Source organism: Metabacillus crassostreae (assembly GCF_016908395.1).
In the GTDB taxonomy this organism is placed as follows: Bacteria; Bacillota; Bacilli; order Bacillales; family Bacillaceae; genus Metabacillus; species Metabacillus crassostreae.
Window position 1 is genome coordinate 194,081 of record NZ_JAFBDU010000006.1, and the last position, 25,867, is coordinate 219,947.

The 25,867-nt window shown below is 32.5% G+C and carries 27 protein-coding genes, 1 tRNA gene and 1 pseudogene; 20 read left to right on the forward strand and 9 right to left on the reverse strand.

Features of this window, described 5'->3' with window-relative positions; genetic code table 11:
• The first annotated feature begins 2 nt into the window (after positions 1 to 2).
• The 5 genes from JOC75_RS17420 (at position 3) to JOC75_RS24285 (ending at position 3,008) form a co-directional block, all read left to right on the forward strand.
• Entirely contained in the window at positions 3 to 314 is a 312-nt protein-coding gene (locus JOC75_RS17420) for a hypothetical protein (RefSeq protein WP_204955257.1), read from the forward strand.
• On the forward strand, positions 301 to 576 hold the full coding sequence (locus JOC75_RS17425; protein WP_204955258.1) for a hypothetical protein: 276 nt from the start codon (positions 301 to 303) through the stop codon (positions 574 to 576). The genes JOC75_RS17420 and JOC75_RS17425 overlap by 14 nt, the downstream gene beginning before the upstream one ends.
• Before the next feature lie 109 nt (positions 577 to 685).
• On the forward strand, positions 686 to 2,200 hold the full coding sequence (locus JOC75_RS17430; protein WP_204955259.1) for an MFS transporter: 1,515 nt from the start codon (positions 686 to 688) through the stop codon (positions 2,198 to 2,200).
• 141 nt (positions 2,201 to 2,341) lie between these two features.
• Positions 2,342 to 2,863 (forward strand): nitroreductase family protein, encoded by a 522-nt coding sequence (locus JOC75_RS17435; RefSeq protein WP_239589548.1) that lies wholly within the window; start codon positions 2,342 to 2,344, stop codon positions 2,861 to 2,863.
• A gap of 16 nt (positions 2,864 to 2,879) precedes the next feature.
• Entirely contained in the window at positions 2,880 to 3,008 is a 129-nt protein-coding gene (locus JOC75_RS24285) for a hypothetical protein (protein WP_275580344.1), read from the forward strand.
• Between the two features lie 237 nt (positions 3,009 to 3,245).
• Here the strand turns inward: JOC75_RS24285 and JOC75_RS17440 are convergent, their stop codons facing one another.
• Together JOC75_RS17440 and JOC75_RS17445 are read right to left on the reverse strand one after the other, a co-directional pair.
• On the reverse strand, positions 3,246 to 3,734 hold the full coding sequence (locus tag JOC75_RS17440) for a spore coat protein (protein WP_204955261.1): 489 nt from the start codon (positions 3,732 to 3,734) through the stop codon (positions 3,246 to 3,248).
• Between the two features lie 372 nt (positions 3,735 to 4,106).
• Positions 4,107 to 4,406, reverse strand: coding sequence for a hypothetical protein (locus tag JOC75_RS17445; protein WP_204955262.1), 300 nt, complete (start codon positions 4,404 to 4,406; stop codon positions 4,107 to 4,109).
• A gap of 140 nt (positions 4,407 to 4,546) precedes the next feature.
• Between JOC75_RS17445 and JOC75_RS17450 the strand changes: the two genes are divergently transcribed.
• From JOC75_RS17450 to JOC75_RS17475, 6 genes are all read left to right on the forward strand, one after another.
• Positions 4,547 to 5,026 carry an Hsp20 family protein gene (locus JOC75_RS17450; protein ID WP_204955263.1) on the forward strand — a complete coding sequence of 160 codons (480 nt, stop codon included), beginning with the start codon at positions 4,547 to 4,549 and terminating at the stop codon, positions 5,024 to 5,026.
• Between the two features lie 188 nt (positions 5,027 to 5,214).
• On the forward strand, positions 5,215 to 6,369 hold the full coding sequence (locus JOC75_RS17455; protein ID WP_204955265.1) for an arginase family protein: 1,155 nt from the start codon (positions 5,215 to 5,217) through the stop codon (positions 6,367 to 6,369).
• A gap of 14 nt (positions 6,370 to 6,383) precedes the next feature.
• Positions 6,384 to 7,037, forward strand: a complete 654-nt coding sequence (locus JOC75_RS17460) for an energy-coupling factor ABC transporter permease (protein WP_204955267.1) — start codon at positions 6,384 to 6,386, stop codon at positions 7,035 to 7,037.
• The gene (locus JOC75_RS17465; protein ID WP_204955268.1) at positions 7,030 to 7,314 is read left to right on the forward strand and encodes a PDGLE domain-containing protein; all 285 of its coding nucleotides are present in this window, start codon (positions 7,030 to 7,032) and stop codon (positions 7,312 to 7,314) included. The genes JOC75_RS17460 and JOC75_RS17465 overlap by 8 nt, the downstream gene beginning before the upstream one ends.
• 69 nt (positions 7,315 to 7,383) lie before the next feature.
• Complete coding sequence (cbiQ, locus tag JOC75_RS17470; RefSeq protein ID WP_204955269.1) at positions 7,384 to 8,064, forward strand: cobalt ECF transporter T component CbiQ; 681 nt, start codon at positions 7,384 to 7,386, stop codon at positions 8,062 to 8,064.
• Between the two features lie 3 nt (positions 8,065 to 8,067).
• Positions 8,068 to 8,907 carry an ATP-binding cassette domain-containing protein gene (locus JOC75_RS17475; RefSeq protein ID WP_204955271.1) on the forward strand — a complete coding sequence of 280 codons (840 nt, stop codon included), beginning with the start codon at positions 8,068 to 8,070 and terminating at the stop codon, positions 8,905 to 8,907.
• Here the strand turns inward: JOC75_RS17475 and gerPC are convergent.
• The 4 genes from gerPC to JOC75_RS17495 all read right to left on the reverse strand — a co-directional run bounded on the left by gerPC (position 8,904) and on the right by JOC75_RS17495 (position 10,239).
• Positions 8,904 to 9,365, reverse strand: a complete 462-nt coding sequence (gene gerPC / locus JOC75_RS17480; RefSeq protein WP_204955273.1) for a spore germination protein GerPC — start codon at positions 9,363 to 9,365, stop codon at positions 8,904 to 8,906. The genes JOC75_RS17475 and gerPC overlap by 4 nt on opposite strands.
• Positions 9,366 to 9,425: 60 nt before the next feature.
• On the reverse strand, positions 9,426 to 9,635 hold the full coding sequence (locus JOC75_RS17485) for a hypothetical protein (protein WP_204955274.1): 210 nt from the start codon (positions 9,633 to 9,635) through the stop codon (positions 9,426 to 9,428).
• 23 nt (positions 9,636 to 9,658) lie between these two features.
• Positions 9,659 to 9,883: a spore germination protein gene (locus tag JOC75_RS17490; protein ID WP_338036604.1), complete on the reverse strand. Its 225-nt coding sequence runs from the start codon at positions 9,881 to 9,883 to the stop codon at positions 9,659 to 9,661.
• Positions 9,884 to 10,011: 128 nt separating this feature from the next.
• Positions 10,012 to 10,239, reverse strand: a complete 228-nt coding sequence (locus tag JOC75_RS17495; RefSeq protein WP_204955277.1) for a spore germination protein — start codon at positions 10,237 to 10,239, stop codon at positions 10,012 to 10,014.
• Positions 10,240 to 10,391: 152 nt separating this feature from the next.
• On the opposite strand from JOC75_RS17495, the gene JOC75_RS17500 reads away from it, so the two are divergent.
• Both JOC75_RS17500 and JOC75_RS17505 read left to right on the forward strand, forming a co-directional pair.
• A complete protein-coding gene (locus JOC75_RS17500) occupies positions 10,392 to 10,700 on the forward strand; it encodes a hypothetical protein (protein ID WP_204955278.1) in 309 nt (102 codons plus the stop codon).
• A gap of 1,917 nt (positions 10,701 to 12,617) precedes the next feature.
• Positions 12,618 to 13,577, forward strand: a complete 960-nt coding sequence (locus JOC75_RS17505; RefSeq protein WP_204955280.1) for a cell wall-binding repeat-containing protein — start codon at positions 12,618 to 12,620, stop codon at positions 13,575 to 13,577.
• A gap of 382 nt (positions 13,578 to 13,959) precedes the next feature.
• Here JOC75_RS17505 and JOC75_RS17510 read toward each other — a convergent pair.
• Positions 13,960 to 14,032: transfer RNA gene (locus JOC75_RS17510), tRNA-Ala, on the reverse strand.
• A 216-nt stretch (positions 14,033 to 14,248) separates the two neighbouring features.
• Between JOC75_RS17510 and JOC75_RS17515 the strand changes: the two genes are divergently transcribed.
• Complete coding sequence (locus tag JOC75_RS17515; protein WP_204955281.1) at positions 14,249 to 15,031, forward strand: NACHT domain-containing protein; 783 nt, start codon at positions 14,249 to 14,251, stop codon at positions 15,029 to 15,031.
• Complete coding sequence (locus tag JOC75_RS17520; protein ID WP_204955282.1) at positions 15,018 to 16,115, forward strand: NACHT domain-containing protein; 1,098 nt, start codon at positions 15,018 to 15,020, stop codon at positions 16,113 to 16,115. Before JOC75_RS17515 ends, JOC75_RS17520 begins: the two co-directional genes overlap by 14 nt.
• A gap of 790 nt (positions 16,116 to 16,905) precedes the next feature.
• Here the strand turns inward: JOC75_RS17520 and JOC75_RS17525 are convergent.
• Positions 16,906 to 17,679 (reverse strand): hypothetical protein, encoded by a 774-nt coding sequence (locus JOC75_RS17525; protein ID WP_204955284.1) that lies wholly within the window; start codon positions 17,677 to 17,679, stop codon positions 16,906 to 16,908.
• Between the two features lie 269 nt (positions 17,680 to 17,948).
• Between JOC75_RS17525 and JOC75_RS17530 the strand changes: the two are divergent.
• The 3 genes and pseudogenes from JOC75_RS17530 to JOC75_RS17540 all read left to right on the forward strand — a co-directional run.
• Positions 17,949 to 18,512, forward strand: a pseudogene (locus tag JOC75_RS17530) (nuclease-related domain-containing protein); the annotation flags it as partial.
• Between the two features lie 247 nt (positions 18,513 to 18,759).
• Positions 18,760 to 21,786: a DNA-primase RepB domain-containing protein gene (locus tag JOC75_RS17535; protein WP_204955288.1), complete on the forward strand. Its 3,027-nt coding sequence runs from the start codon at positions 18,760 to 18,762 to the stop codon at positions 21,784 to 21,786.
• A 544-nt stretch (positions 21,787 to 22,330) separates the two neighbouring features.
• Positions 22,331 to 22,798, forward strand: coding sequence for a hypothetical protein (locus JOC75_RS17540; protein ID WP_204955289.1), 468 nt, complete (start codon positions 22,331 to 22,333; stop codon positions 22,796 to 22,798).
• Here JOC75_RS17540 and JOC75_RS17545 read toward each other — a convergent pair.
• Positions 22,795 to 23,915 (reverse strand): IS3 family transposase gene (locus tag JOC75_RS17545; RefSeq protein WP_204955290.1). Its coding sequence is split into 2 segments (ribosomal slippage): positions 22,795 to 23,666 and positions 23,666 to 23,915, totalling 1,122 coding nucleotides; the frame shifts between segments, so codons are not numbered across the junction. The two genes, JOC75_RS17540 and JOC75_RS17545, sit on opposite strands and share 4 nt — an antisense overlap.
• 119 nt (positions 23,916 to 24,034) lie before the next feature.
• On the opposite strand from JOC75_RS17545, the gene JOC75_RS17550 reads away from it, so the two are divergent.
• A complete protein-coding gene (locus JOC75_RS17550) occupies positions 24,035 to 24,628 on the forward strand; it encodes a hypothetical protein (protein ID WP_204955291.1) in 594 nt (197 codons plus the stop codon).
• A gap of 454 nt (positions 24,629 to 25,082) precedes the next feature.
• Positions 25,083 to 25,670, forward strand: coding sequence for a hypothetical protein (locus JOC75_RS17555; RefSeq protein WP_204955292.1), 588 nt, complete (start codon positions 25,083 to 25,085; stop codon positions 25,668 to 25,670).
• The last annotated feature ends 197 nt before the right edge of the window (positions 25,671 to 25,867 follow it).

Consider the following 25,867-nt stretch of genomic DNA (forward strand, 5'->3'; position numbering starts at 1 on the left):
AAATGAAAAATGAGACTTACCTAGATTTTTGTTTTATTAGAGAGGAACAAGGAAGTTTTTCTAAGGAAATTCACCATCTCTTTAAGGATTTGTTCATAGAAAAACGACTAAATTGGTTTCTAGATGAAAAAAACCAAGATGGTCTAGACATTGTTGTTGCAGAAGTAAAGGGTATGAGTGACTGGGAGTCAGAACAAGATATTCTCCATTATTTGGAAAATTGTGCAACTGCTCAATTTTGGACCTACCTTCAAGGCTATCAATTATACATTTATCCTTATAAGAAGGGATGTCAATCTTGTGGACCACATTAATTCTTTACAATTGTCGGACTTTGTTTCCATTCCAGTTAAAGTAACCATTCAGGGAAGTGATAAGGAAGAACAGCCTTCCTGGATGAATAAAACCATTCAAAGCTCGAAACTTTGTCCTGATGGTACACATATTCGACTTTACTTTGATCAACGGTCATTTATTGCTTTTCCAAAAACATGTAAAGTGACAAGAAAAGGCGACATCTGGAGCGCCTATGATGATGAAACTTGTTTAACTTATTTAATAAAGAGAGCTTGTTAAGTGAAGAAAAGAAGCAGCTAGACATTATTTCATTACTGTTTACCAAATCTTAACGACAATATAGCTAAAAGAGCTCTATAAAACTATCAAAAGTAAGGAGAAGGTTGCGATGATTAAAAAACTGCAACTCCCATTACAAACATTAAACTTAGTTTTAGGATTTATGGTATGGGTGATCATATCCTCATTATTACCCTTTATTAAAGAAGACATTCCCATTGCCCCTGAACAACTAGCATGGGTGACAGCTATTCCTGTAATTTTGGGATCAATTTTACGAATTCCACTAGGCTATTATGCAAATCTAATTGGAGCTAGAAAAGTGTTCATGATTAGCTTTATTCTTCTACTACCTCCTGTGTACTACATTAGTATTGCTAACTCACTTGTAGATTTATTAATTGGTGGCCTATTTTTAGGAGTTGGTGGAGCTGTATTTTCTGTTGGTGTTACCTCATTACCTAAATATTATCCAAAGGAAAGACATGGATTTGTAAATGGGATTTATGGTGCAGGTAATTTAGGAACAGCGATAAGCACGTTCGCAGCACCAGTTTTAGCTTCGAAATTTGGTTGGTCTTTAACAATACAATTTTATCTCATTATTCTCGCAATCTTTGTTGTTATTAACTTTTTCCTTGGTGATAAAGAAGAGCCGAAAATGAAGGCACCTCTTATGAAACAAATACAAGGTGTTTATAAAAATCCAACGATGTGGCAGCTATGCTTATTTTACTTTATTACGTTTGGTTCTTTTGTAGCCTTTACAATTTATCTACCAAACTTTTTAGTTGCCAATTTCGGATTGGAAAAAGTAGATGCTGGTATTAGAACAGCTGGATTTATCGTACTTGCAACACTAATGAGACCGCTAGGGGGCTGGCTAGCAGATCGCTATCATCCTCTTAAATTATTAATGTTTGTGTTCGGAGGTTTTACGATAGCGGCTATGCTTTTATCTTTTGCACCTTCTATTACGTTGTATACAGTTGGCTGTTTAACCATTGCTTTATGTGCGGGAATTGGGAACGGAGTTATATTTAAACTTGTTCCAACCTATTTCTCTAAACAAGCCGGTGTTGTAAACGGTATTGTTTCTGCAATGGGTGGATTAGGAGGCTTCTTCCCACCACTTATATTGGCCATATTATTTAATTTAACAGGCCATTATGCAATTGGGTTTATGGCGTTATCTGAAGTTGCACTAGCAAGTCTAGTTCTTGTTATTTGGATGTATTATCAAGATAAGCTTGGTCTTGCTAATCAGGTTATTAACCATACAGCAGAGGGGATAATGGTTACTGATAAACAGGGTAAAATTATTTCTGTTAATCCTGCCTTTACAAAGCTAACAGGATATCAAGATACAGAGGTCATCGGAAAAAATCCAAACATGCTTAAATCTGGTATTCAAAAGAAAGAGTTTTATAAAGAAATGTGGTTAACAATCGAAAAGAAAGGCTCATGGCAAGGAGAAATATGGAATCGACGAAAAGATGGGAGAAACTATTTAGAATGGTTAACAATTAGTGCTGTTAAAAATGATGCTGGAGAAGTTGTTCAATATGCAGGAATGTTTAGTGATATTACTGAACATAAGAAAGAAAAACTAACAAATCAGTAATTAAAAATAAACACCTTACATACAAGGTGTTTATTTTTTTATAAGGAAGATGAAATGATTGATTTTTCACACTATTCCTGTTGGAATAAAGATATATATATAATATATCTTTAAAATTAATTGAAAATGGAGGGGTTATCTTTGGAATTTAAGGATGTCGTTAATAAACGCCGAGAGATAACAAGCTTTCTAGATCGTGAAATAAGCTCAGAGGTGATGGAGGAAATACTAAATCAAGCAATCTTATCACCAACAGGAAACAATTTACCTTCTAGAGAATTTATTGTGGTGAAAAAACGTGAAACATTAGATCAATTATCAAGCACGACACCTTATGTGAAATGGCTAAAAGAAGCTCAAAGTGCAATTATTATTACAGGTAACCCAAAAGTAAGTAAATATTGGCTACAGGATGCCTCAATTGCAAGTAGTTTTATATGGCTAGCAGCAGTAAATGAAGGAGTTGGCTGTGCCTTTGGTGCAATTTTCAATATATCAGATGATATCGAATCAGAGCAAAGAGAACAATTTGTCAGAACAGTATTGAACATCCCTCAAGAACGACAAGTAGTAGCCATTTTAGGATTAGGATACCAAAAAGAAGAACCTAATAAGAAAGAAATTCATCCCAAAGAGACAATTGTACATTATGGTACGTTTTAACATATAGGAGGAGCTTATGGTTGAAAAAGTAGGTGTCTGCTTAAAGTGCAATAAAACGGTGTATTGTATTGATGGGTTTTTAAATGGTGTTGTTAATGATGCACAGGTTTATTGTTTTGAGTGTTTAGAGGATGAAGATAGGTAGAATTATTGTAGTTCTTTTTCTATTAATTAGCTTAAAGTTACTATGATAATTTTAGATTTATATACTAAAAGAGCCACTTCTATTTAATGAAGGGCTTTTATTTAGGGTGATAGAGCATAGGGGGATCAAACCGCTGATCGCTACGCTCTTAAGGGGAAACACTGTCAGTACATTAGTAGAAATGAAAGAAGGATATAAATAAAAGTAGGGATGAACCCCTACTTTGATAAAAGAATTTTAAAGAATATCAATGTTAACAAGTAATGCTATTAGGATTTGTAACATTACTTGTAGAGAGATTGCAACATCTGTATCAGTTGTTGTAATGTTTACATCTCGGGAGTTTTCAATAACTAATTTTTGTTTGTTTAATTGTTTGATATCTGCTTCTTGTAATAGTTGTTGAGTGACTTTTTCTGCTCGATCAGTGTCAGCAATTGTTAAGTTAATGACTAAAGCAATTGCAATTTGTATACCAACCTGTAAAGAAGCAGCTACCTGAGTATCAGTTGAAGAAACCTCGATATCACAGGAGTCTCTAACAATAATTGCTTCAGATGAAATTTGTTCTGTTTCACTTACTTGGTTCCCACCATGAGAAACTACTTCACTGTCTTCAAAAAAGTGATCAGAGTTTATATCTACCACCTCTTGGTAAGAATCATTGTTGATGGAATGACAAGATTTAGAGTTTGACTTAACCCATTCATACTGTTTTGCTTTCATGATTAATTCCTCCTTTCGGTGTACTATTATTAAATGTTTTATAAACTATTTTGTGTAGTATAAATATCTTGATGAAATAGCCTTGTTTATCAAGAAGGAGTTTTTTGTATTGAGATAAAATTTAACTGTATTAATTTATGTTCTATGAATCTTAAACCATTATTAATGCTCAAAAACCTTTATTTTAGTTTTGAATTTCAAATCACGAAAACTTTCCAAAAATAATAAAAGACGCAACCTTTTAGAGTTACGCCAAGCCTTTTAAATATGGAGAAACCTGTAATTTTAAATCTTCTATTTGACATAAGTTTAATAAAATGGATAAATTAAAAAGTTACTTTAAGAAAAATACTGATAAATTCTATTGAGTTTTTATATTCCATTTTCTCCTTTTAAAGCAAAGTAATATGTTTGGTTAGAGGGAACGACATTTTGCTCAATACATTCTTCAATAAAATTTCGTAATCTTACAAGCTGTTGAAACATTTCTTCATTTACCTCTGTTAACCGTAGAATTTTTTGGGAGTAATCTGGATGTTGTACTTCTTGTTTGTTGTTAATAGTAGACAGATGTTCCATCATTTTACGTAACTGATCTATTTGCTCCCGCATCTGTTTTTCATTGTGTTCTAACTTTTCTATTCTTACTATGTATTCGTTCTTTTCCTCCATAAAGCCCACCTCACTAATTAGATATTAAAATTTATGTATCTCTTATCATTTTATGATTAACCCTCTTGTGAATAATCAGGATAGGCACAAATAATTTATTTATTTCATATGTATAAGATATGGGGATAGGGGGGCTTTTAGTGAATGATTTTTGGCCAAAAGGGTGGAAAAGAGCACTACCTAACTTTCTTGGAGAAGATTTCTTTTCTTCATTTGAACAATTTGAAAACTTAGATCCTGAAAACCAAAACAACCAACAGACTTATCCTAATAAAAAGAATTTGTCAGGTATTCACGTAAATATTTATGAATCAGGTCATGAATTGCTATGTATATTTAAACTTCCTGGTCTTAAATTGAAAGAAGTCGATATTGATATTTATGAAGAGACCATAAAGGTAACAGGTTCTGTATTTGTCGATGATCATGGATTTAGACCAATTCAACAGGAGATTTTTGAAGGGGAAGTTGAGAGAAAGATGAAGTTACCTTATCCAGTTCGCCACGATAAAATTGATGCTTCTTATCATCATGGCTATTTAATCGTCCTTTTACATCGTCATATTCGACCAAATGAATCAAAAGCAAAAGTTATAATAAATGACCTTGAAGAAAACTAATCAGTTTCTAGTATATAGGAGCTGATTTTTATGTTTGAGATAATAAATTGGAGTGACTAAATCGCTATCGCAGAAAATTATTGATATGGAATAAATGAATAATAATGGAAATATACATAATCGTCGAGATGTATGGTACCTAAAAAGCAACAAGAAGCTAAAGAACAACAAAAGAAAGAGGTGCTGTTGTGGGTTTTTTTGATAATCATGGTTTAAGCTTCAGAAGGAAGAAAGCATTAGAGAGTGGTTTAGATTCTGATCTACTAGGTATAGAAAAGGCTATGAAAGAAGCGAAGATTCCGGAAATCGAAAAGAAAAAAGCATTAAAACGTTCGGTGGAGCACGGACTTGAAGCCGCTCCGTCAATTGGAGATCGAACAATTTCAACTTTTACAAGAGAACCAAGACCAGCATATGCAGGTATTCCTACTTTTTTACGAACACCCTTTTTAGAGGATGTGCGTCATGTTGGGGAATATGATGTGGCTTTTATGGGTGTACCCTTTGATATCGGGACTACTTATCGTGCTGGGACTAGATTTGGACCTGAAGCCATTCGACGGATATCAAAGCTTTATACAAGCTATAGCTATGAAAAAGGTGTTGATTTAAAGGAATCATTGAAAATGTGTGATGTAGGTGATGTTTTTACAATAGCAAATATTGAGAAGAGTTTCGATCAAATTTTTAAAGCTGTTTCACATGTTTTTAATCAAGGAACCCTTCCAGTTATGCTTGGTGGAGACCATTCAATAGGCTATCCATGTTTAAGAGCAATCGCTGAACATGTGGATGGTAAGGTAGGAATCATTCATATGGATCGCCATTTAGACTTACAAGAAAAAGATATGGATGAGCGAATGCATACAACTCCCTGGTTTCATGCGACAAATATCCCAAATGCTCCTGCATCAAATCTAGTGCAGGTTGGAATAGGGGGATGGCAGGTTCCAAGAGATGCTGTTAAAAATGTGAGAAAGTTCAATACAACAGTTATGACAATCGGAGATATTGAACGATTAGGAATAGAAAAAGTGGCAGAAATCGCATTAGAAAGAGCTTGGAAGGGTGCGAAGGCTGTCTATTTGAGTGTTGATATAGATAGTTTCGATAGTGGTTTCGTTCCTGGAACCGGTTGGCCAGAACCAGGTGGATTTTTACCTCGAGAAGGGTTGAAATTTTTAGATTTAGTGGCTAGAGAAGGAATTTGTGGTATGGAAGTTGTAGAAGTATCCCCTCCATATGATGTAAGTGATCAAACAGCTCTATTAGCCACTAGGGTTATAGCCGATGTGTTAGCAGCAATGGTTGATGCCGGGAAATTAGGCAAAAAGTTCGCATAAAGGGTGGTGATAGGATGCATATTCCTGACGGTTTTTTAAGCTTAGCGGTATGGTCTGGAACAGGTGCTGTTTCCATAGCTGCTGTTGCTTTATCAGTTAAAAAAGCGAAGTTACAAGAAAACAGTAGTCAGATTCCCTTAATAGGGATTGTAACGGCATTTATTTTTGCTGCACAAATGATCAATTTTCCTGTTGCAGGAGCAACTTCTGGCCATCTAGCAGGTGGTGTTTTAGCTGCGATACTATTTGGTCCTTGGCTAGCGACATTAATAATGGCTGCAGTCATTATTATACAATCGTTATTTTTTCAAGACGGTGGAATAACAGCAATAGGAGCAAATCTCCTTAATGTAGGTGTTATTGCTCCATGGCTAGGCTATATTATTTATAAACTTGTAGAGAACTCAAAATCTAAAATGTTGAAGTCAGTAGGTATCTTTTTCGCTGCCTGGATTTCATTATTGGCTGCAGCAGTCGCAGTTTCTTTAGAGCTTTACCTTTCAGGGATCATTGGTTTAGGTGTAGCCTTAAAAGCAATGGTAACTTGGCACTCCATTATTGGAATTGGAGAAGGGATTATTACAGTTGTGGTAGTAAATTATTTGCTAAAACGAGAAGATCAACCCTTTTTATTACCTGGACAAAAGGGAGGACTTAATCATGAATAAACGGCTCTTTTATTTTACTTTGTTAACCATTATTCTTGCTTTTGTGATCTCACCGTTTGCCTCGTCATTTCCTGATGGTTTAGAAAGAGTTGCTCATGATTTGAGTTTTATAGAACATGAAAATGAACCAATGTATTCAATTTTTCCTGACTATAGTATTCCGATGATCTCAATAGAATTTTTCAGCACAGCTATTTCAGGATTAATAGGCATAGCCATTATTGGTTTATTAACTTACTTATGGCTACACTGGGCAAAGAGAAAACAATTAAGTTAAAACCTGTAAAAGAGGAAGGCTTGTCTATACCAATTGACAAGCCTTCCATACATTAAGGAGGTAAAAGTGTTGATAGGAGGATTTTTTGATATATCAGAGGCAGGTTCAAAAAGAAAAATAATAAAGTCAGCGCATGTTAGAGTGGTCACCCTTCTGATTATCCTTTGCCTAGCTGCCTCCATAAGAAATTATCCTATTCTATATGCTATCGGAACCACAGTTTTTTTCTTATGTGTGTGGGCGGGAATTAAGTGGAGATATGTATTTTTAAGAATGCTATTTCTTATACCTTTTGGTTTAGGAGCTATTATTCTATTACCGTTTTCAATAGAAGGAAAAAAACAAGAATGGATATGGGGATTAACGATTTCAGAGGAAGGTCTTTCGGTTGCACTATTATTAATTAGTAAACTTTTTGTATGTCATTTTATCCTCTGTCTATTACTCTCAACTACATCTCCTACTGAACTTTTTCACACAATGAGAAAGATCGGTGTTCCGATTGTCATCATTGAAATTATTAAAATTACAATGAGATATTTAGCTGTTCTTTTTGATGAAATAGATAGGATGGTGACTGCTCAGCAAGCAAGGGGCCTTACCTTCAAAACCTTTGCATCCTGGAGATCTTACAAACGATCAGGAGAATTAATGGGTGTATTACTCATACGATCATACCATCGTAGCATAAGAGTTCATGAGGCAATGATTTCAAGAGGCTTTAACAGTATGGAGAAGGAGATGAAATAAAAAATGTTCGCTGTCGAGTTTCAAAATGTTACTTATCAGTATCCAAATGGAATGGATGCATTAAAGGATATAAACTTAAAAATCCCAGTAGGTACTAAGGTTGCATTGCTTGGTCCTAATGGTGCTGGAAAGTCAACTTTACTACACCACTTGAATGGATTAAAACTTCCCCAAAAAGGTAAGGTCAGTATAATGGGAGAAGAGCTTACGAAGAAAAACGTCTCACTCATTCGTCAAAAAGTAGGGCTAGTTTTTCAAGATCCTGATGATCAAGTATTTTCATCAACTGTTCTAGAAGATGTTGAGTTTGGTCCACGTAATCTAAAAAAGAGTGAACAAGAAATTCAAGAGGTGTGTTTAGCTGCTCTTGGGAACGTCGGAATGCTTGAATATAAAGAAAGTGCTCCATATCATTTAAGTTATGGTCAAAAGAAAAGGGTGGCCATTGCGGGAGTGCTTGCAATGAAACCAGACATCGTTATTCTGGATGAGCCCATGTCATACCTTGACCCACAAGGTCAGGACGATGTTGCTGGTCTTCTACAAGGTTTAAACTTTTTAGGAAAAACAATACTATTATCAACACACGATGTTAACTTTGCTTCTACATGGGCAGATTTAGTTATTATTCTAAAAGATGGGGAATTACTTACTGTTGGAGGCATAGACCTTTTAGTTAATGAAGAGATCATAAAGAAAGCTAATCTACATTTACCAGTTATCGCAAGGGTGTTTAAAATGTTACCAGAGTTAGGCCTGAATCAACTTCCTAAAAATGAGCAAGAAGCAGTCCGTTTATTATCTAGAATGCTGTATGAGGAAGAAAGTAGGACACCCTCTTAGTTGGTATCACTACTTTCGACTTCGCTTTCAGTCATATCTTCTGTATCCATATCGTTAATTTTAACAGGTCCCTTCTCCGAAAGAAGTTTCTTCAATTCCTCTGCATCACTTAAAGCAGTAAGGCCTACTAAAAGTGTTCCAGATAGTTCTTGAACACTTAGATCCTGAATTTTATAGTTCACATTTTCAATTGTTATTGGTTTGATATTACTTATTTCTTCTTTTAGTTTTTTATTTTCTTCTTCAATTTGATTAAGTTTCTTCATAATGGCATCAATTATGTTTGAGGATAAAACCTCTTTTTCTATAACACTATTTGCCGTTTCTCTATTTCTTTGGTTGTTTTCTTTGGGGTGTGTTTGAACAAGCGAACCTGAATTGTCTTTAGGACGAATTTGTTGATACATTGCTGGCTGAGGATAATAATAAGGAGGATTTTTCCACTGATAGTACCCCATATTTTTCACTCCTTAACATGTTAGTTAATAATATAAGTTGGACTGAGCCTAGTAAAATATTTATTTAGGTATTTGATTAGCAGGAAAAGGGAGTGGTGGAACAGCTTCAATGACTTCTTGGACGTCTAATTCATTTTCCTCATAGTCTGGTTTAGAAAATTGCTTTGACGAAGCCTTATTATCAGTAAAAAGAATTTTACCAACATTAAGAGAACCTAATGTACTAATAGAGTTGACTCGGATATTTTTCACATTAATTTGCATTTCCATTATTTTCATTCCCTTGTCAAAAATTAGAGTTGAGTTTGACCTTGATCAATACCGTCCTGTTCTCCAATTCGGTTTGAATTGTTAAATTGGAGAGGGCTTAGATTTGCGTCACCTGCATGTAGATAACCTGCATAGACTTTCTGATTTGCTTGATTGCCTTTGTGTATGACATTCCCAAAGTTTAACGAACCGTTTGTAGAAATTCCATTTATTCTTATTCCAAGAATATTGTTAATATGAGAAACCACTTTTCTCCTCCTCCTAGGTATTAGCGTATAAGATAGTATACAGTAAAGGTTAGAAAACGTGAGGAAAGGCTGATATTTGTTATGGTTAATGATATTCATACACAAATTCAAGGTTTAAGAAGCGGTAGCTATACCTGTACTTGAGCTTGATCTGTCATATCAGGATCATTTGTCAAATTAGCATTATTAAATTGCAAGGGACTGAAGTTGGCATCGCCTGGTTGTACATAGCCAGCGTTCATTTTCACATTAGCTTGATGACCTTTATGCAAGGCATTTCCGTAATTTATTGATGCGTTATTTGAAGAATTATTTATCCGTATTCCAAAAATATTATTAATATGTGTTGGGATCATGCACACCACCTCATTCATGTTTGTTACGTTATTCTATTCACTATATATAAAATTGTGAGAAATCCAATCATTTTCTTTAATAATTATAAGAGCAAAAAGCAGTTGATTGAATACAAATATAACTGATTAACGATGAAAGAGGAGGAAATACGTTGAATCAATATTATAATACTGGAGGCAATCCTAGCTATCATGGGGGATACATTCACCCAAATGCCAACTTTTATCAAGGATGGCCGCAATCACCTATGCAACAACAACCTGTAAAAGGAAACATACCATACTCATCTTCCGGAAAAGGTAATACATGTGCATATGTTGAACCAGGTCCTGTTCAATATAACAAATTAAAAGTCTTACACTGGCCATCACAAGATTACTTATTACCTCATCCAAAAGGGTTTGCTCATACACTTCATAATCAGCAAACCCTTGAACAACATGTGCCTTACCGAAATTAATAGTTGCGCAATTAAACTACACAAATAACCTAAATTAACTTTTTAGTGACTTCATCAAATACGTATCTATGATGGTTTTCCGGTCTGTATAAATTTATACAGGCCTTTCTATTCTTTAAAGTACTTTTTTAAAAAACAATATTAGGAGACTTCTTACTCATCATCTAATTATCACCTCTAGAAAGAGACAAGTACCAAGGTCTATTATGTTCCCCCTTTACAAGATGAATTAACCTGTTTAGAAGGTTAATAAGTAGTTTAATAGGTATGATAATTAGTTGGATTAATTTTAAAAAAATAAGGCTTTTGTTGATATAAGGTATAGTGTAATAATCAAAAGAATAATTTGTTAAGTAAGTTGTAAAACGAAAACATCAGTCTAGTGAAACGACATTGAGGATTAGATTTAAAAGGAGAAGTGGACTACCACGTATTCACATTCATGATTCCATTAAAGCAAGAAATACTAAGTTTGGATGTATTATATCTTCCAAATTTTGTATCTTATTAAGTTCTTGCGTTTCAATTAATTAATGCTTACTCGATTCAATTTCTCTATCTGCTTGAAGAAACCTATAAATTGGAGTTAAAGCTTCCTCTTTTTATATTATAAAGGGAGTTTTGTTTTATAGGTGGAGTATTGTGGGCTTGAATCGCTAATCTACTCTGTCAGTGAGTGAACTTTAGGTCTTATATACGTTTATATATTACTTATCCCATTACATCTTGGTAAATATCATATTGAGTAAAGAGGATTCTCATTTTATTATTTTTAATAAGAGTAAGAGAAAGCACTATAAGGATATAACCGGCAATGATACCATTAATAAGAACTAGGTTTTCGGACTAAAGTACAACAATAATAGTAGAGACTTTAATGGGGAATTCTTTAAAAGATTACCTTCTGATGCCCAAGAAACAGTTGATTTATATATAGAAAATTATTATGGATTTAAAAAAGTGGAATATGTTAAAGAAGACATGGCAGAAACTTTCACTTATTTTAAAGATTTAATAATAAAACTAGGAGAACCATTAAAAGAACTTTTCTCAGACTATAAAAAATATTGACCTATTAAATACACTTGGATCTACTAAATAGTTAGAACTCGTTTCTATGGGAGAAATTGAGAGTATTCCCACTAACTTTTTTATAAAGATGGCTTTATGGGCTCTCCCGGTAAAACATCACATTGGGAAGATGAGCACGAGTGGAGATTAATATTGTTATTACATAGTTCCAAAGACAATTGTTATAATACACTTTTCTTAATTAAACCTGGTATTTGGAAATTTGTTTAGGATCTAAAACAAATCAGACTATAAGTCAATTAGCCTTAGACTACTACATTAAAGCTAATCCAGAGTATTCTAAACTCACTATTGTACGCTGATATAAAGATGGCTTAATACAAATTGTATGTTTGAATAATGGGTTAATTAAAGGTCTATATTTTTCATTTTCTTTATGTGGAAAATATCAACTAATTTACACGTTTTTTGTTATCCAACTAATGAATGTTTAATTTATGAAAAGGACTGTCTATCGACGGTCTTTTTATATGCCCTTAAGTAACATAATTTAAGAGTTACTGGCATTGTGATATGGTACTAACTGGCGCTTTTCTTATGTAGATATGGGGGTGGGTAGCATTCCTATAATAAGTGAAGTTGATATATTTTAGCTTGTGAATGTACGAGGTTATATAATATTTATATAAGCCCTACTCTTAATTGAGAGGGGCTTATAATTAGAAAGAGTATCAAACCTTAATGTCTTCAGTCTTCTTCACAAAAATATTCTGCAAAAAATGTCGAAATATTCCACCTTGAGTCTATAAAATATAACTAACAATTTCATTTAATAGATTGTATAATAACTTTGTAATTACAATACAAACAATCTAGGAGGAAATTATGAAAAAGGCAATTTTTCTATCAGTTTTGTTAACTCTTAGCCTTCCGTTTGGACAAGCTAAGGCTGAAGAGTCTCTATTATATCGTATCTCTGGAGCGGACAGATTTGAGACTGCTGTGAATGTCTCAATTGAAGGCTGGGAAACATCAGAAGTTGCGGTCATTGCTACAGGAAGAAATTTTCCAGACGCGTTAAGTGCAACACCTCTTGCCTATAAAAATAATGCACCTCTTTTATTAACTGACACGAATACACTACCTAGTAGTGTTAAGGATGAACTTAAGCGACTAAGCGTTAAAAGTGTAATTCTTATCGGAGGAACATCTGTTATTACTTCAAATGTAGAAAAAGAAATTAAAGATTTAGGAATCTCTGCTATAACAAGGATTAGTGGTACAGATCGATATGAAACTTCGGTAAATATTGCTAAACAAGTAGGGAATTCAGCAAGTGTAGTTGTAGCAACTGGAGAAGATTTTGCAGATGCTTTATCAATTGCACCTATCGCAGCACAATTGGAAATACCAATATTATTAACTAAGAAAGATTCAGTGCCTCCTTCTGTTACTCAGTTTGTAAAAGATGAAATGACTTTGGATTCTTTTGTAATTGGTGGTAAGGGCGTTATTAGTGATAATGTAGCAAATACTTTTCCTGCACATGAACGTATAAGTGGTACTAATCGTTATACTACAAACAGTAATATCATTGAATACTTTGCAGATGTGATTGACTTGGATTATCCGGTTATTGCTACAGGTGAAAACTATCCTGATGCCTTGGCAGGTTCTGCATTTGCGGCATCATATTGGAATCCTGTTATTTTAACACATCCAACAAATTCTCAACAAACTACAAAAGATACAGTACAAAGATATTCAACCTTAGCAGAAATTTATTTTGTTATAGGTGGGGAAAAGGCTCTACCTGATAGTACAGTTAATTCATTATTTGAGTAAAACTTTTTGGATAAGCCACTCCTTTTAAAAAAGGAGTGGCTTATCTTATAGTTTACTTGCTACATTCAATTCATCCTTATCAATCTCATCGATAGTAAAGCTGATAATCCTACCAACTCTCCAGTCCATTACCTTGATCATTTATTTGGACCATTTAATAAACATGCATGATGCTTTATCAATCACTCATCTACTCTCACCTTATGATTTAAATTGGGTTATGTATTGATTCGAATAATGCCTTTTCAATTGATTGTGTTAAAAGAGGTTGGAGGAGCAATTTATTGGATTTGCCAACAGATTGCCAACAAAGAATCAAAATGAACCTTTTAATAGATGTCTAGATATAAGAAAACCCTTGATGTACAAGGGTTTTGAATGATGGAGCATAGCGGGATCGAACCGCTGACCTCTACGCTGCCAGCGTAGCGCTCTCCCAGCTGAGCTAATGCCCCGGAAAAAATATTATAGCAGTAATTGTACACGCCTTCACGAAAATTGACCATCTTACATGAAATTGTCACACTATTTATTGTAATGTGGTCATTGATATTTGTCAATTTAGTTAGTTTTCAATTAAGTGATTTTTCTAATATTTTACAATATATATACCTATCAATGTTTTGAAATGATAAGATATTTATATACTTTAGCAGAAAGGATTGATATAGTTGGCGAATATACATAGTCAAATTGATTTTAATAAGATTGCAACGGATGTTATATCCAAAAATTTAGATAAAGTAATTACAGGGATTTATAATGTTGGAACAAGTCAATGGAAAAATTTGAGATTGAAGACAGGTGATGCATTTACAAATTATTTAACATCTGCTATAGAGAAATATTCTAAAGTTAAAACATTATTATATCGTGATAAACCAATGCCTATTTACGATTTTTATGTTGATATAGATTTGGTAAGCAACGACCAAACTATCCAAACTCATGATATAAAAGATTTACTTAATCTAGATAGAAATATTGCTATTATAGGCGGTGGTGGATCTGGTAAGTCTACTCTTTTTAAGCACTTGTTTTTAAATACTATTACAAATACAGATTATATACCGATTTTTGTTGAGTTAAGAAGTTTAAATGATAATGATCAAAGTTTAATAGACTGTATGTACAGTACAATTTCAACGTTGAATTTTAATCTTGAGAAAGAGTACTTTGAAAAGTCATTGGTTAATGGGCGCTATCTAATTTTTTTAGATGGCTTTGATGAGGTTGATGACTCAATAAGGAAAAAAGTTACAAATGATATTATTTCTTTAACAGACAAGTATAAGTCTAATCACTATATCCTATCCTCAAGAAGAAGTGATGTTTTATATAATGGATGGAATAACTTTACTGAATTGGAAATGGAACCACTTTCGAAAGATAAGGCCCTAGCATTAATAGGTAATATGAAATATGACACTGAAGTTAAACATGTTTTTACATGAGCTAGAGCATAAATTGTATGATACTAATAAATCTTTTTGTTCAAATCCATTATTATTAAATATAATGTTACTAACCTTCCGAGAATTTGCAGAAATACCAGATAAAATCCATATTTTTTATAGACGAGCTTTTGATGTACTTTACTCACAGCATGATGCCACAAAAGGATATAAACGAAAAAAAAGAGCAGATAAAGACTTAACATCAGACGAATTTAAAAAGGTCCTCTCTGCTATGTCTACATTAAGCTACTTAGATGATATGAACTCATTCGATAACAGCACCTTATTGAGTTATATTGAAGATGCCAAAAAAATAGTTGATATAAATTTTAATGGTGAGGAATACAAAGTTGATTTAGTAGAATCAGTCTGTATTCTGATTTTAGATGGACTAGATTACAAATTTCAGCATAGATCTTTCCAAGAATATTTTACTGCAGAGTTTATTTTAGGGATGGATGATGAAAATTTATTTCAAATTCTTAGAAGGCTAATAAAAGAAAAGCCTTCTTCTTTAAGTAATGATGTTGTTCTCGATTTAATGTACGAAATGGAAAGGGAAAAATTAGAAAAAGCATTTATAATACCATTTCTCAAGGAAATTATATCTTCTACTAAAGGTCCAACTAAGGAAGCGTCCTACCTTAAGTACATTCAAAGTGGTTATTCTAAAATCTCTCTAAGTTATTCAATGATTGGTATTGCAGAAGATATAGACACAGAGGAGGATGCAATAACATTTACTGTTAAAAATAAAAGAATAGGGTACACTGATTTTATTGAATTTATCTATCGAAAATATGATGGAACTTTTAATTTTGAAAAAGATAAGACAGGCTTATCGAAAACAAATGATTTAAGTAACTTTAAAAAATATGGCAAAAAAGTTTTAAATGGCCCAGATATATATGTCAATTTAGATGACACTTTACCACTAAATAAAGTTTTATTTACTGAGATTTTAAAACATTTGTATCATTATTTAATTAGTTATGAATTTGCCATTAACCTCTTGACAGAACTTGAGGAAAAACATAAAAAACAAGGAGCTATAAGAGAGGTGCTTTTTAAACTTAAATAAAGGTATGACAAATTTAAATGCTATTATACATGTTCATACAATCTATTTTGTTTTTAAAGTACTATAGGCAATAGCAAGGTTGTGCATCAACCTTGCTATTGCCTATTTTTGTGATTTAAAAAGAAGAAAACCACTTTATCTTAAACTTATTTCGTAAGAAAAGTTTAAAGTACTATTATTGATTGATATGAGTACGTAACCTCGATAATTAAGACCACATAACAGTGTGTAATGTGGTCTTTTTGCAATGGAGGGGGATGGTTTACAGGATTAGTAGTTTAAGTGTACGCTAGCCTAGTATTAACACATAAAGTCAGACACTACTGTTTACCTTATACCGATTCGAGTCAATTTTTTAAAGTATAAACCAATATTTAATGCTTGGGTTGGAACAATAGCATGGAGTTAAGAACGACAGAAATGTATAGAGAATGAGATTGGTCAGGTTTGAGCAACGACCACTGAATGTGATGTAAAAGAATTTCTTAGAGCTATAAGCGTTTGTCTTATCAATAAAGTCTTACCTTACTAGCTTTTTTATAGTATTTTCCTAAATGGTGTCTTTTTCTACACCATATATATAAATAGAGTATTTAGTTAGTAGTTACGTAATTATTATCCTAAAGGGTATATATATCTATTTATATATATGTGTCATAAAACGACACCTTTTGGGAAAATCAATTTTGTTAAATATTTTCCATTTTGAAATTTTTAGGAGAGATCCGAGTTAATACATCTATAGAAAATCTCCTGTATACTTTATTGCGAAACGAATAAAAATGAATCTTTAATCAATAATTTTATGAAGCTTGTCTTTCTTTACCGTTTGCCATAATGGATCAAAGTTGTGGTTCTCATAAGGATCAATTAAATTGATTCTTAAGTAGTCTCTAACTTTTGGGATAGATAAGTCGATCAATGTTTGTAGAAATTCAACTGGATGATATAATCTCCACTCTTCACTTTCATCCACCAAATTTCCACTGTCAGATACTCCAATTGTACTGTAATGGATATAGTGAGGTTCATATTCATAATCAAATAATTGTAAAGCACCCTTAGAACGTGCTTCATGGACTAAAGTGTTACGTAGCTCCCAGAGTAAAGAGATATGATTAAGTGAGGTTAGTTCTACTCCTAAGATTGATGTTTGATTTTTTGGCATTAACTTTATAAGTTGCTTGTGTGTTGCGTCATAAATTAAAGGTACTGGTTCACTACTAGGAAATTTGTCTAATTCTACTTTTACAAAATTCTTAAGTCTAGTAAACGCTTTTTCATTTGTTTTGCTTAAAAGGTGGCTTAGTTGTTGTACGCTGATTCTTTCACCATATTCCCATTCGCAAAAATTAGAAATGAATCTCTTAAACATGGTGGTTCTATCTCTTATAAACTTTTCTCCATATACCCCTCTGGCAAGTAAATCAATTACACTGAACAAAAGAGTTCTCTTATGGTTTGCAATGAAACGTCCGCCTGTTATTTCATCGATTGAATTTTTAATTTCAATTACACTATTTAAATACATTTCAATTTTGTCACTAAGCTCATAACTAGACATGATATATACCTCTTCTTTTTTAAATATTAATTTCTTTTATCATAAGCCTTCTAAACAAGTACTTCAACGCTCCTAATAAATTGTTGACTGAGTTAAAACATTATGAATATAACCGAAAAGATAAGTAGAGTTAATGTGCCTATTTTTTTAAAAAAGAGGTGACATTATGTTTTCGAAGCTAAATCTAAAATCTGGATACTAACAAATGGATCATGTTGTTCTAACACAATACGCATTCTTTGTAATAGAAACCTTAGAACTATCAAGGAACAATCTATGGTGGTAAAGACAGAAAAACTTGGTCAGTCAATGGTAAGTTAAATATGATGAATCCATTCTATCAAAACTATGGTCATATATCAGCTCTTAGATTAATCGTAAAAATAGATTCTTCAAACATTGTTTCAATGATCTCTTTTACAAAACGATGTACGTTTAAAGTTGATCAAGAACTAAGAAAGATCCAGTCTAATGATCTAATTGTTTATGATATCGAGCTTTCTGAGTTCATTACAAGAAAGTTAAATGTCTTAAAGCTTCAAAATGGCTCACCAATATTCACAGAGCATCAAATAGAGCAAATGTACGACCAGTTAAACAAAGCTAACATAACTGATGGAAAGATCAGAGAAAGACATGTACAAGCTCTTAAATCTTCAGTAAGCAACATAGGCTCCGTTGAAACACTCAAAAGTAATACTCCCCAAGATACTACTAAGTGTATATTATGTGGTACAGCTGTTTCACCAAAGGTGAAGGAATACTGTTTATCAAACAAGAAGCGGTTTAATGGAGAAGTGTACTGCTTTGAATATCAAAAGTTGTTTAAATGAGTGTCCAAGTCTCCTATTGTGGTTCAGATGTGCTAATTTTATCAATGTATTATCCTGTAATTCTAGGTAGTTGCCAAAAACGTATAAAAAACATGATAGAACTCTCTTTATAAGATAAGAGCCTCTAAAAAATAGAGGTTCTTTTTGTTTTTATTACTTTTTAATGGATTATGAAAGAACTATAAAATAGTACACACTTTCTACCTATTACTTTATAGAAAACTGTGTACTAAATTGGGAGGATAATATGGAAACTATACAAGAGCTTTATAATATTGGAGAATCACTACTTTCATTTTTATCAAATATACATGGGGAAAATGCTGTTGAGATTAGGTATATTCCTGAGAACATAAAGAATGCCATGTCAATAAGCATAATTATGGATAGTAACAGTCTATATACTACAAACAATAAAGGTGAAATTGTTAAGGTGTGTGAAGCAACAACAGAAAATTTTATTAGGCATATTGAAGAGTACTACAGGTTTGCAGGACACACTGCAGTGTGTTTTACACCAAACTCACCAAATTTTAAGGGGATGGATTCTTGTACAACTACTAATAAACACGTTATTGAAGGTGGAAACATTAATTGTCAGTTTGTTGACATTGATGCACCGAAAGATTTAAGACATGATTATCGTTTGGTGAAAGAATGGAAGAAAAAATTGAAAGAAAGAATATTAGCATTTTCTTTAAGACCATCTTATGTTATCGAGACAAAGAATGGTTACCATGTATATTGGTTATTAGAAAATGGACAACATCATTTATTCAGACACATTCAAATGCAGTTAGTTAAACATTTTGATGGTGATAGCAAATGTGTCAACGAATCAAGGTTATTGCGTTTACCTCACTTCTATCATAGAAAAGATCCGAGTGACCCATATGGAGTTAGATTTAAGATTAAGGAACCAAATAATAGATATATTCAAGAAGATTTGAAAGATTCGTTGCCAGAGTTAGATGTAGAAACAATTCAAAAAGTCTTTAGAAATAGTATTGAAGTTGATTATGAAATTAGTAATGCGAAAAGAAGTGATATTTTACCTTTACTAAGTGGAAAGCTTGATCAATACATTACAAAAGAAAACGAGAAAACCATTTCAATGCAGTGTTGTATGCCAAGTCACGAAGATAGAAGACCGAGTGCTTGGTTTGATAAGGAGTATATGTGGTATCACTGTGCTGGTTGTGGTAAACACTACTCACTAACAATGCTAGCCACAGAATTTAATTGGAAAGACATTATAGATGCATGGGAAAAGTATGATATTGATTTTGAAATAGAGATTGAGAGAATAAAAGATAATGCAATTAAAGTTAGTGATTTATCTGAGCTGGTCCTTAATAGTGATGATACAGACAATGTTAATTTAATAGTAGATAAAGTTGTCAATACTTTACATAGCTATGGACAGAATGTTTCAACTAAGCATGGAAAATATATCAAAGATACATTGCAAATACTCTATAAAGGAACTAAAGAAAAGCCATATCTAATACCATTAGATATGGGCGCTGGTAAGTCTCTAATAATCAAAAGTTACTTAGAAGAAATGCTTAAAGCGAACGAAAGTTTTGGTGCTGTTGTTGCTGTAGGAAGAATAGAAGATGTTAAGGATTTAGCAAGTTATTTAAACAGTAGTGTTGGTAAAGAAGTAGCTTTCCCTATGTATGGCTTCAGACAAGAAGAGTGTATCATTAACACAAAGAGGGGGACAGATTTTAATAAGTGTATAGCTAAACATGGAAAAACATGTCCCTTTAAGCAGGATTGTAGATATTGGACACAAAGTGAAGAACAACAGAGTTATCCAGTAATCATAATGACTCTAGAAAGACTGTATCTCCAATCTAGTAATTTAGATCAGTTTAACTATTTTTTCTATGGTAAAAATAGAGTGGAATGTAAGCGTGATTGTCTTATTATTGATGAAAAGCCAAAAATGATCTCTGTAGATAGCATAGATTTGCAAATATTTTATAGGTATACAGAAGAGATATTAAATAAATTAAAAAACTTTAATTTTGATGAAAGTCAGCAAGAGTATGAAGAGTTTAAAAAATGTGTGGATTTGGTTGAATCGTTATATGAAGTTAACGAATGGAAAGGAAGGGAAATTTTTTATCCAACAGATAAGAGCTTTAAGTTCTCAAAAATCTTTTGGAAAGTATTCTATAGGCTGTACGACTACACTCAAAATATTTATCAGATGCCAAATATATTAGAAAGTATTATTGTGAATGGTGGCTCTAAAGAGGTACTTAATGAGGAAAGAATTACCCTTACTACAAGTACGTATAAAGAATATAAGTGTTTTTTAGACTATAAAACCTTTATTTTTGATGGTACTGCTGATATTGAACTAGAATATGAACATAGTAAATTTAATATAATTAATTTTGAACCGTTACGCTCATATAAAGGTCTTACCTTCTTTCAATGTGATCTTGTAAAAGGTTCAAAGACAGGTATGAAGGATGTTGATATGTTAAAAGCATTTTGTGAGGATGTTATCAGAATACTTAAAGATAATCCTACTGAAATGGTTTTTCTTCCTGTATTTAAAGAAAGTAAATCATATATTGCAGAATACCTTAAAGAATATCTTGAGTCAGAAAGAGTAGTTATAGCTCACTATGGCTCAACAAGGGGGAGTAACCTCTATAAGGATTGTAGCATTGTAATCTTAGGCGGTATTCTACATAAGACAGAAAGCTATTACATAGGGAAAGCAATGGCTTTACAAAAATGTAGAAACATTGAAATTGAAGACATTTCTTGCTCAAACTACAGCAGTGTAAGAAGGTTTGATGATTCAAGTATTGAGGTAGTTAAAATGCTTGACATGCTTGTTGATTATTCACAAGAAATTAAGCGGAGTAAACAAAGGGATAATTCTAAGGATGTTGAGGGTCAAGTGTATGTGTTTCATAAGGACAAAATTTTATTAGATATGATCAACTTAAAGTTTCCTAAGAGTAAGGTGGAGAAATGGATTCCTCAGAATATGTTAGAACACAATGTTAATAGTAAAACTAACAAAAAAAATGTTCAGGCATTTTTAATATATATCAAGGAAAATTCTAATAGGGATGAAATTAAATATACTGAGTTTAGAAAGGCATTAGGTATGACATCACAGGCTTTTTCTAATTTAGTGAGAAAAAATGTTGAAGTTAAAGCAATTTTGAATGTACAAGGCTATGAGATTCGGGTTGATGAAAAGAATAAAAGAGAAAAGATATTTGTTAAATTTCGATAGTACAAACAATAGTACACAGTTTCCTATTAAGTAATAAGTAGAGCTATGTACTATTTTATTGATGTCAAATAAAGTACTACTATAAAATTATTGATTGTCATAGAATTGATCTAATTATTAAAAAAAGTTTATATCAATGAGAATGCTGTATATTCAGGTGTTTTTTACCGTATATGATACTATTAATATAAACGCTAAATAAAGTACTGTTTTTTATTGATATTGTATTTAATGTATGTTAGAATTTAAAGTTTTATTTTTGTTTTTGTTGTGGTATGTTAGATAAATGAACTACATAAGTGTGTTCATTTATATATAATAGTTGGAAACTATCAAAATCAAATTACAGAAATAGAAATGGTAGGGTAAACAATGATATTAAATATTCAACAACCAATAAACGGAATAATGAAACTGAAAGAAGAAGGGTGACTTTTGACTGTCACCCTTCTTTTTTTATTGTAGTACTTTATTTAGCTTTTAAGGGAGGTGGGAAAACAAAAAACATATTAACGATTCATTAATAATTAGGGAGGTGAATTGGTTGTTTGATATGTCTAAAGAAAAACACAGAAAAAAGTGGACGGAGAAAGAATTACAGTTTTTAGTTAATCACTGGTTAGAACTATCTGATGATGTAATATCGATGGAACTCAATAGATCGAAAGGAGGTGTAGCTTCCAAAAGAAATGAATTAGGTTTGTTTAGACAAGCTCAAAAGAGCCAATGGCAAGAGTGGGAGGAGGATTTTCTAGTTAGAAACTTCTACTTACTTGGTCAGGAAGCTATTTGTGATGTATTAAAACCTAGAAAATGGGAAACGATTAGAGCTTATGCAACTAAGCAACTAGGGTTAAGGAGAAAGAACAGACTCTATAAACATCAAATTGAGGGTAAACGTAAGTGTAAAGAGTGTGAAAAACTTTTAGAAGAAACTACAACAAATTTTTATAAAGATGGAAATAGTTTTAGAACATTGTGTATACCATGTGGTATGTCAACACTAAACTAGACAACTTTTTTAAGGTGTTCAAGTTTGTAATCGATCGGACTTACATAACCAAGTGTTCCATGAATTCGTATGTGATTAAACCAGTGGACATAGTCATGTAATTCCCTTGTTAATTCTTCTAAACTATCAAAATGTTTCCCTTGAACAAACTCTGTTTTGATGATTTTAAACGTCGCTTCAGCTACGGCATTGTCATATGGGCAACCCTTCATACTTAAAGATCGTTGAATGTTAAACGTCTTTAAAGCATCGTCTATTAGCTTATTTTTAAACTCATTTCCACGATCCGTATGAAAAAGTTGAATTTTACGAAGGTCGACTTTAATGGAGGCGAATGCACGATAGACGAGTAACGCATCTTTCTTTGGACCTGTACTAAACCCTACGATTTCTCGATTAAAGAGATCGACAAATACACATACGTAATGCCATTTTTTATTGACTCTTACGTATGTCAAATCGCTTACGACCACTGTCATTTCTTCTCTCTGGTTGAACTCGCGGTTTAGTTCATTCTTCTGTTCGGATTCATTACATGATTTTGTATGCGGCTTAAATTGAGCTATGGTATACGTAGATACAAGACCCTGTTCTTGCATAATACGTCCAATTCGTCTTCTAGATACGATGAGACCGCGCTTTTTTAATTCTACTTTGATTTTGCGTGTCCCATAATTTTGACGACTCGCATAGAAAATGTCGATCACATCTGAGGTCATGTCATCCTCTGTTGCTCTTTCTTTCGCTTCAAAATAGTAAGTGCTTCTTGGGATTTGTAGGACTTTACACATTGCTGATATCGAGTATTTATGTTGATTATTCTTGATAACATTTACTTTCGTCCTAGTATCAGCGCGGCTTGCTTTAAAATGTCGTTTTCCATTTCGAGTTGCTTATTTCTCTTTCGGAGTTCGATCAGTTCCTTTTGTTCATCTGTTACATTGTCTTTTTCCTTAAAAGAACCAGAGTTCTGACTCTGACCCACCCACTTATCTAAAGAAGAAGGAGTTAGGTCATACTCACGAATAATCTCTTTTCTTGGTTTCCCATTTTGGTACAGCTGCACGATCTGTTGTTTGAACTCTTCAGTAAATGTACGGCGTTCTCTTTTGGTCATGTAGATTCTCCTCAAATGTATTATCTGTAGTCTACTTGACCTTAAAAATTCTGTCCAACTAAGTGTAGCCTATCCAATGTTATAAAAATGATCAAGAAAAAAAGGCTAGAGAATCTGGAGTGTTTACTAAGAAGTTTGTGAGAGAGATGTATGGTTTAGGAATAAAATTCTGCGGTAAGTGTAAAAAATGGAAAGCTATTCGACTTTTTAGAAATAATTTTAATGATATGACTCAACTACATAGGTGGTGTGAAGAGTGTGAGAAAGAATACCTTCATGTTTATAACTTGAGAAAAAAATATGGTGAAAATTTCAAAAAGTTATATTTTAGAGACAAAGAACGTTTGTTTGATTTGAAAGGAGTTAAGTGGGATTCAATTGATGAAAAGAATATCACAAATTGGATGATTAAAAATAAAGTTGCTTACGGAAAAGGACCACCATATAAAAAGTTGTTTAGTGAAGAGCGAGATAAAAGAAGAAAGTTTGATTGGATAGTGTGGATAAATGGTGAAAAATATTATGTTGAATATTTTGGTTTATGGGATATCACTAGCACATATCCACCACATCTCAAATATTTAAAAAAAGCTAAAAAGAAGATAAAGAAAATGTTTATGCATAAAGATAATTACAATTTTGTGATTATTTTCCCTATAGATTTACAAACAAAGAAATTAGAAGAGATATTTTCTAGTCAAGGTAGACTGTGATAGTTCTATTGAATGTCATAGGAATATAAATGAAAGAAGAGTTTTATTTAGAGTATACAAATTCTTTATAAAGACTGTTTAGGGGACAATTTATGGGTTTTTATCGCTTTATTATCTATTTACAAATAGCTGATAGAAACCATACTGTAGTAGTAACTGCAATGACAGTATTTGAATTGATTTTTCGAATACTATGCCCATTACAAGACTATTCATATGATTTCCCTATATATTTAGTATGTGTGTCTATATTAAATACTAAATTAAGAATAGATCTTATTTCTACCCGTAAATCAGATTATGATGTTTTTCTACTTAATCTGATATATTGTATTTATATATGTATAGATATTTATGGTTCTTGATACCTAAATTGTTATATATTAATTAAGATAACCATTGAAGAAAGATATTTTTTCTTTTTGTCGAAATAAGTAATTTTAAGGAGCGTAAAATGGATAAATACTTAAAAAGAATTATCTCTTCAGCACTGATAATATCTCTTACAGTACCAGTGTTAATTAATATTCTGATGTATTTTATCCATATGCCATTGCCTGTTGCGGGTGATAAAAAAACTTGGATTAGTACATTAGGTTCCTTTTGGGGAGCAATTATTGGTGGTCTGATTTCAGGTGCATTAACTCTCTATGGAGTAAGAGCAACCATTAAATCAACACAAGATGACAAAAAAGAAGAAAAAAGATTTGAAATAACAAAGGAAAGGATAAAAGAATTATATCAACCCGCCGATTTGATAAATTCTAGTTTTCACAAAAATTATGGGGAACATGGTTTTCAAGATTTGAGCGACGAGGAGAAGAATAGGTTTATGGAAACCTTAGAAAATAACATAATCTATGGTGATGAGAAGTTATACAAACTTTTTTATGAACTAAAAGAGTTTAATGAACAAGCAGCTGACTTTCCAGAATATGAATTAGAAGCTAACAATAGATACATCGAAATTGCAATTTTAATCCACAAAGATCTAGCATTTCTAAGAGAAAATATATATTTGCCTAAGATAAACAGCAATTAATATCATAATGTAGCTGAAGCTCTTCACTATGAATTGAAAAATCTCCATCTCATTCTTCTGAAAACTGAAATTTTACTATCTTGTCCTTTTATCTCATATCGTGTCTTTTTTATTTGTGGTGTTTATGTTAACTAAGTACGATAAAAGTACGATAACAAAACAACAGGTCAATTTATTGCTCAGTACAAGAAATAAAG

Coding starts and splice junctions, on each gene's coding strand:
- JOC75_RS17420 (WP_204955257.1), top strand. CDS start 3: ATGAAAAATGAGACTTACCTAGATTTTTGTTTTATTAGAGAGGAACAA.
- JOC75_RS17430 (WP_204955259.1), top strand. CDS start 686: ATGATTAAAAAACTGCAACTCCCATTACAAACATTAAACTTAGTTTTA.
- JOC75_RS24285 (WP_275580344.1), top strand. CDS start 2,880: ATGGTTGAAAAAGTAGGTGTCTGCTTAAAGTGCAATAAAACGGTGTAT.
- JOC75_RS17440 (WP_204955261.1), bottom strand. CDS start 3,734: ATGAAAGCAAAACAGTATGAATGGGTTAAGTCAAACTCTAAATCTTGT.
- JOC75_RS17445 (WP_204955262.1), bottom strand. CDS start 4,406: ATGGAGGAAAAGAACGAATACATAGTAAGAATAGAAAAGTTAGAACAC.
- JOC75_RS17460 (WP_204955267.1), top strand. CDS start 6,384: ATGCATATTCCTGACGGTTTTTTAAGCTTAGCGGTATGGTCTGGAACA.
- JOC75_RS17465 (WP_204955268.1), top strand. CDS start 7,030: ATGAATAAACGGCTCTTTTATTTTACTTTGTTAACCATTATTCTTGCT.
- JOC75_RS17475 (WP_204955271.1), top strand. CDS start 8,068: ATGTTCGCTGTCGAGTTTCAAAATGTTACTTATCAGTATCCAAATGGA.
- gerPC (WP_204955273.1), bottom strand. CDS start 9,365: ATGGGGTACTATCAGTGGAAAAATCCTCCTTATTATTATCCTCAGCCA.
- JOC75_RS17485 (WP_204955274.1), bottom strand. CDS start 9,635: ATGGAAATGCAAATTAATGTGAAAAATATCCGAGTCAACTCTATTAGT.
- JOC75_RS17495 (WP_204955277.1), bottom strand. CDS start 10,239: ATGATCCCAACACATATTAATAATATTTTTGGAATACGGATAAATAAT.
- JOC75_RS17505 (WP_204955280.1), top strand. CDS start 12,618: ATGAAAAAGGCAATTTTTCTATCAGTTTTGTTAACTCTTAGCCTTCCG.
- JOC75_RS17520 (WP_204955282.1), top strand. CDS start 15,018: ATGTTTTTACATGAGCTAGAGCATAAATTGTATGATACTAATAAATCT.
- JOC75_RS17525 (WP_204955284.1), bottom strand. CDS start 17,679: ATGTCTAGTTATGAGCTTAGTGACAAAATTGAAATGTATTTAAATAGT.
- JOC75_RS17535 (WP_204955288.1), top strand. CDS start 18,760: ATGGAAACTATACAAGAGCTTTATAATATTGGAGAATCACTACTTTCA.
- JOC75_RS17555 (WP_204955292.1), top strand. CDS start 25,083: ATGGATAAATACTTAAAAAGAATTATCTCTTCAGCACTGATAATATCT.